Source organism: Kitasatospora sp. NPDC059795 (genome assembly GCF_042732175.1).
Classification (GTDB): Bacteria; Actinomycetota; Actinomycetes; order Streptomycetales; family Streptomycetaceae; genus Kitasatospora.
Genome location: NZ_JBHWID010000003.1, coordinates 1 through 11,788, shown reverse-complemented (window position 1 = coordinate 11,788; position 11,788 = coordinate 1). Strand labels below are relative to the sequence as shown.

Annotated in this window: 14 protein-coding genes; 7 read left to right on the top strand and 7 right to left on the bottom strand. The window is 72.9% G+C overall.

Translation table 11 applies throughout. The annotated features are described in order from the left end of the window. Positions 1-152 precede the first annotated feature (152 nt). Positions 153-1,415 (bottom strand): IS4 family transposase, encoded by a 1,263-nt coding sequence (locus tag ACFV4P_RS07205; protein WP_380468212.1) that lies wholly within the window; start codon positions 1,413-1,415, stop codon positions 153-155. Positions 1,416-1,598: 183 nt separating this feature from the next. Further along, positions 1,599-2,045: a MarR family winged helix-turn-helix transcriptional regulator gene (locus ACFV4P_RS07200; protein ID WP_380468210.1), complete on the bottom strand. Its 447-nt coding sequence runs from the start codon at positions 2,043-2,045 to the stop codon at positions 1,599-1,601. A 202-nt stretch (positions 2,046-2,247) separates the two neighbouring features. On the opposite strand from ACFV4P_RS07200, the gene ACFV4P_RS07195 reads away from it, so the two are divergent. Further along, positions 2,248-3,339 (top strand): alpha/beta hydrolase family protein, encoded by a 1,092-nt coding sequence (locus tag ACFV4P_RS07195; RefSeq protein WP_380468208.1) that lies wholly within the window; start codon positions 2,248-2,250, stop codon positions 3,337-3,339. A gap of 165 nt (positions 3,340-3,504) precedes the next feature. On the opposite strand, the gene ACFV4P_RS07190 is transcribed toward ACFV4P_RS07195, so the two are convergent. Further along, positions 3,505-4,008, bottom strand: a complete 504-nt coding sequence (locus ACFV4P_RS07190) for an N-acetyltransferase (RefSeq protein ID WP_380468206.1) — start codon at positions 4,006-4,008, stop codon at positions 3,505-3,507. A 262-nt stretch (positions 4,009-4,270) separates the two neighbouring features. Here ACFV4P_RS07190 and ACFV4P_RS07185 point away from each other — a divergent pair, with 262 nt between their 5' ends. The 3 genes from ACFV4P_RS07185 (at position 4,271) to ACFV4P_RS07175 (ending at position 6,316) form a co-directional block, all read left to right on the top strand. Beyond that, the gene (locus ACFV4P_RS07185) at positions 4,271-4,462 is read left to right on the top strand and encodes an e9imm peptide (RefSeq protein WP_380469118.1); all 192 of its coding nucleotides are present in this window, start codon (positions 4,271-4,273) and stop codon (positions 4,460-4,462) included. Between the two features lie 194 nt (positions 4,463-4,656). After that, positions 4,657-5,175: a hypothetical protein gene (locus ACFV4P_RS07180; protein WP_380468204.1), complete on the top strand. Its 519-nt coding sequence runs from the start codon at positions 4,657-4,659 to the stop codon at positions 5,173-5,175. Positions 5,176-5,269: 94 nt separating this feature from the next. Further along, positions 5,270-6,316, top strand: coding sequence for a questin oxidase family protein (locus ACFV4P_RS07175; RefSeq protein ID WP_380468202.1), 1,047 nt, complete (start codon positions 5,270-5,272; stop codon positions 6,314-6,316). A 69-nt stretch (positions 6,317-6,385) separates the two neighbouring features. Here ACFV4P_RS07175 and ACFV4P_RS07170 read toward each other — a convergent pair whose 3' ends face one another. The 3 genes from ACFV4P_RS07170 to ACFV4P_RS07160 form a co-directional block, all read right to left on the bottom strand. Beyond that, the gene (locus ACFV4P_RS07170; protein WP_380468200.1) at positions 6,386-6,667 is read right to left on the bottom strand and encodes a hypothetical protein; all 282 of its coding nucleotides are present in this window, start codon (positions 6,665-6,667) and stop codon (positions 6,386-6,388) included. 275 nt (positions 6,668-6,942) lie between these two features. Then, positions 6,943-7,380: a GNAT family N-acetyltransferase gene (locus tag ACFV4P_RS07165; RefSeq protein ID WP_380468198.1), complete on the bottom strand. Its 438-nt coding sequence runs from the start codon at positions 7,378-7,380 to the stop codon at positions 6,943-6,945. Positions 7,381-7,528: 148 nt separating this feature from the next. Then, positions 7,529-7,705, bottom strand: a complete 177-nt coding sequence (locus ACFV4P_RS07160; RefSeq protein ID WP_380468196.1) for a hypothetical protein — start codon at positions 7,703-7,705, stop codon at positions 7,529-7,531. A gap of 337 nt (positions 7,706-8,042) precedes the next feature. On the opposite strand from ACFV4P_RS07160, the gene ACFV4P_RS07155 reads away from it, so the two are divergent. Then, a complete protein-coding gene (locus tag ACFV4P_RS07155; protein WP_380468194.1) occupies positions 8,043-8,165 on the top strand; it encodes a hypothetical protein in 123 nt (40 codons plus the stop codon). On the opposite strand, the gene ACFV4P_RS07150 is transcribed toward ACFV4P_RS07155, so the two are convergent. After that, the gene (locus tag ACFV4P_RS07150) at positions 8,155-9,621 is read right to left on the bottom strand and encodes a carboxyl transferase domain-containing protein (protein WP_380468192.1); all 1,467 of its coding nucleotides are present in this window, start codon (positions 9,619-9,621) and stop codon (positions 8,155-8,157) included. The two genes, ACFV4P_RS07155 and ACFV4P_RS07150, sit on opposite strands and share 11 nt — an antisense overlap. Positions 9,622-9,908: 287 nt before the next feature. Here ACFV4P_RS07150 and ACFV4P_RS07145 point away from each other — a divergent pair, with 287 nt between their 5' ends. Continuing rightward, the gene (locus tag ACFV4P_RS07145) at positions 9,909-10,346 is read left to right on the top strand and encodes an Rrf2 family transcriptional regulator (protein ID WP_073808751.1); all 438 of its coding nucleotides are present in this window, start codon (positions 9,909-9,911) and stop codon (positions 10,344-10,346) included. 181 nt (positions 10,347-10,527) lie between these two features. Then, positions 10,528-11,706, top strand: a complete 1,179-nt coding sequence (locus tag ACFV4P_RS07140) for a globin domain-containing protein (protein ID WP_380468190.1) — start codon at positions 10,528-10,530, stop codon at positions 11,704-11,706. The last annotated feature ends 82 nt before the right edge of the window (positions 11,707-11,788 follow it).

Below are 11,788 nucleotides of genomic sequence, written 5' to 3'. Positions count from 1 at the left end.
GGACGGGCAGCCCGCAGCCTACCTGCAGCCGACCGTCATACCCCCCACGAGCTGCGGAGATCCGCTGTGCGACATTGGCCACACCGCGCCGTCCCCTGGGTGCGACCCCGGGTGCGTCGGTGGGTGCGTCGGTGGGGTCGTCAGCGGGTGCGTCAGTGGGGCGCGGACACTACCTGCACGGTGGGCGGCGCTGCCTGGGCAGGGACGGCGGCGGTGGGCGCGGTGGCGGGCCCGGCGGAGGGTCCGGCGGAGGGTCCGGCGGTGGGGAAGGCGCGGTCGAGGAGCAGCAGGGCGAAGATCTCCTGCTCGATGCCGTCGGGGTGGCGGGAGCGTAGCGTGCGGGCCGGTTGAGGCGGCGTCAGGCGGTCGAGCGCCGTCCCGCTGCGGGACTGGTGGGCGTAGCGGGCGGCGAGGTCGGCGGCCGGGGCGTCGGCGGGGTCGAGCAGGGAGGTGAGCAGCCGGTGGGGCGGGTCGTTGCGGCGGTCGGTGTCGAGGGTGAAGTCGATGACGCGGACCTGTGCGCGGTGGGCGGGGCCGCCGGTGCCGACAGGTTCGCCGGACGGGGCGGTCAGGTGGGAGCCGTCGTCCAGCCGCGTGGTGAAGGGGAGTTGGAGGCGGGACGGCACCTGCCAGAGCAGGTCCGCGCCGCCTGCGAGGGCTGCCTGCCAGGTCGCGGGGTCGGTGGTGCCGCGATCGGCGAGGACGATCATGTCGCGGGTCAGCGTCGGGTAGATGGCCTCGGCGAGGGCGCGCTCGTGGGTCGACAGCGGCCCGACGTCGGCGGTGAGCGCGGTGCCGGTGCCGCACTCGACCAGGGCGCTGACGCGGGCCTGCGGGTAGCTGACGGACTCCTCGTCGGCGGGCCGGGCCGGCGGCCTCGTGGCGGCTCGGGCGGTGGTGCGGGCGGCTCGGTCTGCTCGGGCGGTGGTGCGGACGGAGTGGCCGAAGTGATCGGCGTTCGGCTGGGTGTCCGGGATGTCGAGGATCGCGCCGTCCAGGGCGACCAGCCGGCGGCCGCGGTACCACGCATCGGCGGTGGCGCGGGCGGCCGGCGGTGGGCAGGTCTGTTCGAACAGGCGGCGCAGCGGCTCCGCCCCGAGCCGCAGCCGGGCCCGTCCGATCGCGGCGGCGGTGGGCAGTTGACGACCCTGCGGCCACCAGGGTTCCCGCTCCAGGTCGCGGACCAGCAGCCGGCCGACGTCCGGGTATCCGTGGCCGCCGAACAGCGCCATCGCGAGGACGAAGTAGACCACCACCCGGGCCGGCAGCAGGCGGTTGCGCTGCTCGACCCGTCCGCAGTCGATCAGCACCTGGTCGACGAGTTCGGGCGGGAAGGCGCGCGTCAGTATCCCGAGCGTGGCTCGCTCTGCGGGCCGGACGTCCGTCGCTGCGTTGATCTGCCCTGGCGCTGGCACGACCCGTTCAACGAGCCGCGCCCGGTGAAGTCACCGTGTGGCCGAGAGCGGTCTGTGTTGACGTGGGCACCGGGTTCGGGTGCCGGCGGTGCGAGGCGCCGGGTTCGGCGACCGGGCGAGGGTGTCCGGGAGCGGGTGTCGGAGCGGGTGTTGGAGCGGGTGCCGGCGGTACGGCGGCGGCTGTCAGCCGAGGTCGTCGGCGGCCGCGCGGAGTGCGGCGGTGGCGCGGGCCAGGAGGTGGCGGAGCTGGTCGCGCTCGGCGGGGGTGAACTCGGCCTGCAAGGCCTCTTCGATGAAGCCGGCCCGGTCGTCGGCGAGTTCCAGCGCGGCGCGGCCGCTGTCGGTGAGGCGGGTCTCCAGGACGTTGCGGTGCCAGCGGTGCGGGGCGCGTTCCACCAGGCCGCGGTCGGTCAGGTGGCGGAGTTGGACGGCCATCGCCTGCGGGGTGACGTGGCAGGCCCGGGCGAGTGCGGCGCCGCTGATGCCCGCGTTCTCGGCCAGCACGAACAGGGCCGCGTACTGAGGCACCGTCAGCCCGGCGGGCTCGACGGCGGTGCGCTTGGCGGCCAGCAGTTCCTGGTCGGCGAGGTGCAGATCGAAACCGAGGCGGTCGCTGGCAGGCATTCCCATGCGCCGATGCTACAAGGGCTGCTCATTGTTCAGACATTGACAGACATCAATTGATTGATGATGATCGCTGTATTGAGAGCGCGGGGGAGTGGGGAGTGGGGCGCTGTGCTGCCGTCGTCCTGAAGCGATCCCGTGCCGTGGTGTTGATTTGTCGATCTGTCGGCCTGGCTGGTCGGCACCCGTTCCGGAGGACCGCACACTGATGACCGACCACCTCTCCTTCCTCTCCGCCCCCGGCATGGCCGCCGGCTTCACCGCGGAGACCCGCCCGAGGGCCCACGGCGCCGGCATCGACCTCTACGAGTACGACCGCGTCACCGCCTCGCTGGAGTCCCTGCTCCAGTGGCCCGACGCGTGCCGGGCGGCCGCGCTCCGACACCGCGCCGCCGCCGAACAGGCCGCCGCGCGCGGCCGTACCCGGACCGCCGGCGAACGCCACCGCGTGGCCGCCCGCTGGTTCCACCTGGCCGCCCTGATCCCCGACCCCGACCGGGCGCGGGCCGAGGGCAACGAGCGGGAGTCGGACCGTTCGATGGAGCAGGCGCTGGCCCTGCTCGAACCACGCGCCCGCCGTCTGTCCGGCGACGGCTTCACCGGCTGGCTGCGCACCCCGACGGGCGTGAATGCGGAGGGTAAGCGCTTTCCCGTTGCGGTGGTGATCCCCGGCATGGACTCTGCCAAGGAGGAGTTCCACGCCCTCGCGGACGCGCTGCTCGCTCGCGACCTTGCCGTCCTGGCGATCGACGGGCCCGGCCAGGGCGTGCTGGCCACCACGTCGGCACTGATCGCGGCGGACCACCGGCGGGCCGTCTCCCGAGCCCTCGACGTGCTCGCGGAGACCGCCGGCACGTGGGAGCTCGACCTCGACCTCGGACAGATCGCCGTGGTCGGCCTCAGCATGGGCGGCTACCTCGCCGCGGCAGCGGCCGCCCACGACCCGCGCATCCGGGCAGCCGCTCTGATCAGCGGCCCGTACCACCTGGAGTGGGAGGCGTTCGTCCCGTTCGTCACCGCCACCCTCACCCAGCGCTGCGGCAGCCCGGCCGCCGCCCGCGCGTTCGCCGACAGCGTGGACCTGGCCGCGCTCGCCCCACGACTCCACTGCCCGCTGCTGCTGGTCGAGGGCGGCGAAGACCGGATCCCCGGCGTCACCAACGCGGAAGCCCTCGCCGCCGACCTCCCGCACGCCGAGGTCCTGCACGTCCCCCACGGCAACCACCTGCTCGGCAACGCCCCGTCGGACTGGCTCCCGGACACCGCCGACTGGCTGGCCGACGCCCTCCTGACGGCCTGACGGCCTGACGGCCTGACGGCCTGACGGCCTGACGGCCTGACGGCCTGACGGCCTGACGGCGTGACGGCCCGACGGCCTGTGCGCGGAAACCGCCGCAGTCATTCGATCGGGACTCCCGTTCGATCGGCAGCCTTCGAGACCGGTCCGGGTACGGGCAACAGCCGCTTACGTGCCGGGATGCTCCGGCAGGGCGAGCCAGTCCGACCAGGAGATCTCGCGGCCGAGGAAGCGCGGCTGCTCGAACGGCCAGTCGGCGGCGATCCACTTCGGCACCAGCGCGTCGAGGGCCTGCTCGACCTGGCTGCCCACCAGCTCGTCCACCACCCACCAGGAGATCTCGCCGTCCGCGCCGGCCCTCTCCGGCGGGTCGATGTAGACACAGCCGAGCAGAGCTGTCTCCGCCGCGTCGAACAGCGCGTAGTTGAAGGACTGATGTGCGGCGATCTCCTTCTCGTGCCGCAACAGGTCGGCCTGGTCGGCCTCGTAGGTCATGGTGGCCGCTGGCCAGCCCCAGGCCGGGCCGAAGATGGTCCACAGCCGCTCGCGCGAACCCATCACAGCCGGATAGTCGAGCGGGGTGTCCGCCTCCCGGATCGGCCGCAGGTGATGGCCGCCGCCCGGCAGCGGTACCAGGACGGGGTGGACGAAGTCATCGGGAAGCCAGCTCATGGCGCCCGACCGTAGCAGCGCGCGGCCGTCCGCTCCCCTGGATTTTCCCCCGCATACCGCCAAGCCCTGCTCTCATGCCGGGCAGGGCCCGCGACCACCCGATCGAGACTCCCGGTCGATCGACAGACCCCATCTATGCCGAACACTCTGACTACCGCGAGGATTGGCGTCCCTGAGTGCATCAAGAGACAGAATCTGTAGGTTCCCGTTCGCTTGGTAGGGGGTGGCTGTGGTGGTGATGGCTCGGGAGGTTGCCGTGTCGATGGTGCAGAGGATCATGGACGCGGACCATGTCAACGATGCTGAGATCGACCGGCTGTTGGCGGCGTTGGGCGCCGGCCTCGGCTGCCCGAGCGGTTACGTCAGCAACTTGATCTTCTGGCCGAAGGGGCCGTCGCCGACAGCCGTCGAGGTGGTCGAACAGGCCTTGGAGTACCGGCCGTTCGCGCTGTGAGTGCGCATCGTGGTTGGTCGATCCGCGGGCCGGGGACGGGAAGGTGGAGGCCCGCTGCGCGTCGTGGGGTTACCGGCAGATCGGTTCCCAGCAGCCGTTCCCGGACTCGCCCGTCTTCGCCGCGATGGTGAGGCACCCGCTGCGGGGGCAGTGAGAGGTGCGGGGCGGCGTCCCGCTCGGGCATCATCGGCCCCATGGAGTCCCCGCTGCCCCTGCTCTACCTCGACGTCGACGGCCCGTTGATCCCGTTCGGCGGTGACCCGGCCCGCCACCGTTCCCACCTGACGGCGCGGCGCATCCGCGAGCTGACCGGCGAGTCCAACCCCCTGCTGTCGCGGGTCGACCCCGCGCTCGGTCCTCAACTCGCCGCGCTGCCCTGCCGGTTGATCTGGGCCACCACCTGGTTCGACGACGCGAACGCCTGCCTCGCGCCGCTGCTCGGTCTGCCGCCGCTGCCGGTCCTGCCCGATGAGCCCGACCTGTCGATCGACGCTGCGCCGGCCGGTGTGCACTGGAAGGCGCCCGCCCTCGTCGCCCACGCGGCCGGGGCGTCGTTCGTCTGGGTCGACGACGAGATCGGCGAGGACGACCGCGAGTGGGTCGCCCATCACCACCCCGGCCCCGCGCTGCTCCACCGGGTCGATCCCGAAGTCGGCCTGGGCGCAGGCGACTTTGCCACCCTCGCCGCCTGGCTGGGCAACCCCGACCGATAGCGCACGGACCGGAGGGCCTGGGCCGATGTGGGGAGTCCGGCCTACGCCTCCAGCCCGTTCCGTCCGCCCTGCGGCTGCGCCTACCGTCGGCGGCATGGATGCGACAGGAACGCTGGACGAGGCGCTCGAACGACTGCACCGCTGCGGGCCCGAGCGGCTCGGGCGGCTCACCAACCACGCGCCGATGGCCGTCGAGGCGCTGGCCGCCCGCGGGCGGGCCCAGTCGGTGCACCGGTGGCTCGACCTGTACGCCGACAAGCTGGAGGACTTCCCGGCCGGCGTCGAACGGATTACGGCCGCCAACTGGCGTGCGGCGCTGGGGGATTCGGGACGGGCGGCGGACTGGATCGGGTTCTTCGAGCGCGAGGTCGCGGAACGTCCCTGGCGGGAGGTGCTCGCCGAGTGGTGGCCGCGGCTGCTGCCGGGGATCTGTGGCGGCTCGACCCACCCGGTGATTCGGGTGGGGCACGCGGTACGCACCCTCGTGTCGGGCACGGGCACGGGCACGGGCACGGGCACGGGCACGGGTGCGGTCACCGAACCCCGGCTCGCCGAACTCGCCCACGGCCTGGGCTACTGGGCCGCCCGCCACCGTCCCGTCACGGTGCCGGTCTCGCTGTCCGGCGCCGAGAGCGCGTCCGCCACGCTCGCACTGGTGCCGCGCATCACCGTCCAGGACGGCGGCTTCCCGGTCCGGATCGGCCATGTCGAGGCGCTGCCGCGATGGGCCGCCGGTACGTGCGAGCCCGCCGAGGCGCACCGTCAACTCGTCGAGCTGGTAAGGGCGGCAACCCACCGGTACGCCACCCACGGCCACGGTGAGGAGACGATGCTCGTGCACGCGGCCACCGCGCCCAACGCCGTGCTGCGCACCCTGCCCGCACTCCCGCAGGCCCTGTGGGCGTCGAGCCTGCACGCCGCCTGGACGGCCGCTGCGGCGGTCACCGCGATGTACGCGCCGGTCACGGCCGTGCCGCCCGTCCCGCTCGGCGGCCTCAGCGCCGAGGAGGTCTTCGACCGGGCCCTGGCGCACGGTGACGAGCACGTCATCAAGCTGGCGGACACGGCGCTGGACGTGGGCGACGAACCGGCGCTGGCAGCAGCCGTACGGGCGATGGAGCTGACCCCGCCGGCCGGCTGAGCGGCGTGACGCGGCGCGGGAGGCCGGAGTCTGTCGGCCTCCCGCGTCGGTGCGCCGTGGTGTGCGGGCTCAGAAGACGAAGTAGCTCGAACCGACGGCCGTGGCGGTCCTCCCGGGGTTCACCTCCGCCGTCACCGGGCCCTGGCAGTTGGCTGCGGCGTGCAGCAACACCACCGAGTTGGTGAAGTTCTGGACGGTGATCGGCGACGTGGCGCTGTAGCAGCCGCGCGCGGGGTCCTGGTGGGGCACCCCGTTCACCACCAGGAGGCCGGTTGCCGCCTGGGCGGGGACGGAGATGGCGAGGACGCCGGCGACGGCCAGCAGGCCGACCCCGATGAGACGACGACGCATGACGTTCTCCCTTCCGAGGGTGCCCGGCTGGGAACGGGCACCTCTTCGGACGGGGGATTCCCGTTGCGGCCCGCCCGCCACGGGACACCGCGATCAATCCCTCGAACCGGCGAGCGCGCAGACAGACGGAGGTGGTGACCGGCGGCCCGGACTCCCCGAGGCAACGGATGGCGCGCCGGCAGCCCCGAGGCGGGAGCCCCGGACGACACCATCCGGACCGAAGACCGCTTCGCCGGCCTGCTTTCCGCAGGCTCGGCGTGCGAGGGCCTGAGGTGTCATTCGGAAATTGTGAGCCGGTAGACCTTCGAGTCCCTGGCTTCGAAGCCGACCCGCTCGTAGAGCCGGTTCGCGGCCTCGCGGGACGAACGGGAGGTCAGGTCGACGGTCCGAGCGCCGGCGGCCTTGGCCAGGCGGACTGCCTCATCGGTCAGGGCCCTGCCGATGCCGTGTCCGCGTGCTCCGCCATCGACAACGACGTCCTCGATGCGGGCCCGTAGGCCGGACGGAAGGGGGAACATCACCAGCGTCAGCATCCCGACGATCGTTCCGTCAAGTCGGGCGACCAGCAGACTGTTCGAGTTGCTGCCCACCATCCGGGCGCCCGCATCGTGATCAATTGGCTGGGCGGTTGCCGACAGCTGCGGAAGCAGGCCGGCAAAGGCATCGACCAACTCGTCAGTTGTCTCGCGAACAACCTCGACATCAACGCTCATGCGCATGGACCATACCAAGCCGGTCCGGTGAGCTCGCTGAGCCGTGATGAGGCCGGTGCCCTGCGCGCGTCGATGCCCGGGGCACGGGTCGTGCGGCGGCCCGGGCCCCGGGGGTCGGTGTCCGGTCGGCGTGCCCGGACGTCCTCGGTCAGCCGAGGAGGAGCGAGTAGTCGACGGTGCTGCGGCCGGTGAAGCCCCCGCCGAGCGTAGGAATCGTGGCCTGGCTCGCAAGGGGGCCGCCGCTCATAAAGCCGTTGCCGGTGCAGCTGGTGATGTTGATGCTGAAGGTCTGGTTGGCGCCGTTGCAAGTGAGGACGGTGACCACGCCCTCTCCGGAGGCCGCGATGTTGCCGGGGTCGACCTGGTCGAGGGCGGTGATCGCCGAGGCCGGGGTCGGGGTGCCGGTGGCGCAGTCGTCGTAGCCCGGTCCGGGTGACGGTGCCGTTGCCCGGGAAGGTCGCGGACGGGGCGAGGTGCACGTAGACGCCGCCGGTGACGGTGTCGGCGGTTTCGACGGCCGTCACGGGACCGTCGGTCAGGCCGGCGACCACGGTGATCTCCTGGGTGCCGCCCATGCCCACCTGGACGGCGGTCACAGTCTGCGTCTTGTTCACGTTCGCGGTGCCGCACGGGACGGCGACCCCGGCGGACGCGTCGTTGCCGTGCTGGTCGAACTCGGCCGGGTCCGGGAAGCGGTGGACCTCCTCGGGCAGGGCCGGACCGTGCGGGTGGTCCGGCCCGACCGGTACCGGCTGTTCAAGCCGTTCAAGCCGTTCAATCCGTGAGCGGGCCGCCGAGGCGGCGGTTGCGGGTGCGGCGGGCGGCGAGGCGGTCGGCGGTGGGGAGTTGGGCGAGTTCGGCGAGGGTGCGGGTGATGGCGGTGGCGAGGTGGTCGCGCAGGTGGGCGGGGTCTTCGGTCTCGGGGACGACCTGGTCGACCAGGCCGGTGGCGGCGAGGGCGGCGGCGGTGATGCCCTGGGCGCGGGCGAGTTGAGGAGCGTGCTCGCCGTCGCGGTGGACGATGGCGGAGGCGCCCTCGGGCGGCAACGGGGCGAGCCAGGCGTGCTGGGCGGCGATGACCCGGTCGGCGGGCAGCAGGGCGAGCGCTCCGCCGCCGCTGCCCTGGCCGAGCAGGACGGCGAGGACGGGCGTGCGCAGACCCACCAGGGTGGTCAGGCAGTGGGCGATCTCCAGTGCCACGCCGTCGAGTTCGGCCTCCACGGAGAGTTCGGCGCCGAACGTGTCGACCATGGTGAGCAGCGGCATGCCCAACTCCTCGGCCAGTTCGGCCTGTCGGCGCACCGCCCGCAAGTCCGCCGCTGTGAACGGAAGTTCGGGGAGGTCGGGGCCGGAGCGCTGCTGGGCGACCACCATCACCGGGCGACCGCCGATCAGGGCGAGGGCCCGGACGAGCGCACTGTCGCCGTCCAGGGGGAGGAACAACTCGGCGGTGTGGTCGAGGAGTTGGAGCGCGGAGAGGCGGTCGGGGCGGCGGCTGCGGAGCACCGATTCCCAGGCGTCCCCGGCGGGCAGAGGTGCTTCGCGGGCGGCGGGCGACGGCGAACCCGGCTGGGGCGGACGGGCGGTGAGGACGGCGAGGGTGCGGGACAGGAACGCGTGCAGGCGGTCCGGCGGGACGATGGCGTCCAGGCGGCCGTTGGCGGCGAGGGTCTCGGCGCGCTGGACGGTGGGCGGCAGGGGTTCGCCGCGCAGTTCCTCGTAGACGCGCGGGCCGAGGAAGCCCAGGCGGGCGCCCGGTTCGGCGAGGACCAGGTGGCCGAGGGTGCCCCAGGACGCGAACACACCGCCCATGGTGGGGTTGCGCAGGTAGGACAGGTACGGCAGGCCGGCGGCGCGGTGGGCGTGGATCGCGGCGGTGACCCGGACCATGCATAGGAACGCGGCGGAGCCCTCCTGCATGCGGGTGCCGCCGGAGACCGGCAGCGCGAGCAGCGGGAGGCGCTCGGCGGTGGCGCGCTCCACGGCACGGGTGATCCGTTCCGCCGTGGCGACGCCGATCGAGCCGCCCAGGAAGCCGAACTCGCAGGCGATCAGCGCCAGCGGCCGGCCGTCCAGCAGGGCCCGGCCGGTCAGTACCGCCTCGTCCAGCCCGGTGTGGGCCCGGGCCCGGGCCAGCGCGTCCCGGTAGTCGGGGTCGGCCGGCTCTGCGGTGATCGGCTCGTCCCAGGAGGTGAAGCTGCCGGGATCGACCAGCAGATCGAGGAGCTGACGTGCCGTCACCGTGGGCCTCCGTCGCGGGGGAGTGGGAACAGGGGGAGCGTTTCGAGCGGGACCGAGCAGGACCGAGCAGGACCGAGCAGGAAGTGCCGAGCCTACGGGCGGGCGCGGGCCGTCGGCGGGTGCGGCGCACAGGGGTGACGGGGATCACCGGCGGCGGGCCGGGCGCCGCGAACGGGGAGGTCGGTGGCGGCGGCGGCGGGCGGGGGCGCGGCGGGGGCGGGGAACGTGACGCACCAGACACGCGGTGAATTGGTATCTCAGATACGGAATTCACTAGAGTCATCGCCGTGAGGCTGACCAAGAGCACCGACATCGCACTGCGCATCGCCATGCGCCTGGCGGTGCTGGACGAGGACCAGACCCCGACCACCCGCGAGGTGGCCGAGGCGGTCGACGTCCCCTACAACCACGCGGCGAAGGTGGTCAGTCGTCTCCAGCACCTGGGCGTGGTCGAGGCCCGGCGCGGGCGCGGCGGAGGGCTTGCCCTCACGGCCGCCGGCCGCACCGGATCGCTCGGCCGGATCGTTCGGGAGCTGGAGGGCGCCGGGGACGTGGTCGGCTGCGAGGACCAGCCGCCGTGTCCGCTGCGGCACTCCTGCCGATTGCGCGGCGTGCTGCGCCAGGCGCAGGAAGCGTTCTTCGCGACGCTCGATCCGCTGACCGTGGACGACCTGGTCGGTCCGCCGACCGGCCCGGTCCTGCTCGGACTGCCCGTGCGCGGGTAGCGGCGGCGGGGTTGTTCGGGGAGGTCGACCGAACATGTTCGGAAAGCGCTTTCCGGTTGCCGAAAGCGGTCAGTAGCAGCTCAACAGCAGTCGCCAGTGCTCACTGGCAGTCATCAGCGGTCACCAGTAGGTATTCCCACACCTTAAAATACGCATCTCAGATGCGAGTTTGGAGCTCCGGATGCTCTCCGAGAAGTCCGCGCAGACCGTGCGTGCCACCCTCCCCGTGGTGGGGGCGGCCATCGAGCAGATCACCGGCTCGTTCTACCACCGGCTCTTCGCCGCCCACCCCGAGCTGCTGCGCGACCTGTTCAACCGGGGCAACCAGGCCGACGGCAGCCAGAAGTCGGCGCTGGCCGGCTCGATAGCCGCCTTCGCGACCGTCCTGGTGAACAACCCCGACGAGCGCCCCGACGCCATGCTCGCCCGGATCGCCCACAAGCACGTCTCCCTCGGCGTCACCGGCCCGCAGTACCAGGTGGTCCACGACCACCTGTTCGCCGCCATCGTCGAGGTGCTCGGCGAGGCCGTCACCCCCGAGGTCGCCGAGGCCTGGGAAGAGGTCTACTGGCTGATGGCCAACGCGCTGATCGCCATCGAGCAGCGCCTGTACGAGCAGAGCGGCACCCGCGGCGAGCGCCGCCCCTACACGGTGGTGTCCCGCACCGCCGAGACCGCCGACGTCGCGACCTTCCTGCTGCGCCCGGCCGACGGCGGCCCCGTACCGGCCCACAAGCCCGGCCAGTACGTCTCCGTGCAGGTCGAACTCGCGGACGGCGCCAAGCAGATCCGCCAGTACAGCCTGTCCGGGCAGCCCGAGGGCGGCCTGCAGATCACCGTCAAGCGCGTCGCCGGCGACCCGGCCGGCGAGGTCTCCAACCACCTGCACCAGCACGTCGACGAGGGCGCCACCCTGCTGGTCAGCCACCCGTTCGGCGACGTGCAGCTGGCCGACGAGGACCGCCCGGTCGTGCTGGCCTCCGCCGGAATCGGCTGCACCCCGATCATCGGGATGCTTCACCACCTCGCCGAGACCGGCGCCGCCCGCCGGGTGATCGCCGTCCACGGCGACCAGCAGGAGTCCACCCACGCCTTCCGCGAGGACTTCGTCGGCCTGGTCGAGAAGCTCCCGAACGCCGAGGCGCACGTCTGGTACGAGCGCCCCGAGGGCGAGTGCCCCGCCGACCGCACCGGCCGCGTCGACCTGACCGGCCTGGACGTGCCCGCCGACGCCGTCGCCTACCTCTGCGGCCCGCTGCCGTTCATGCGCGCCGTCCGCACCCAGCTGCTGGAGGCCGGCATCCCCGCCGCCGACATCCACTACGAGGTGTTCGGCCCCGACATGTGGCTCGGCAAGTAAGGAAGCGACATCAACAGTACTGCTGTGCAGGGCAGTTGAGAGGCGGCCTCGCCGACGCCCGCACCCGCCCCGGGTGCGGGCG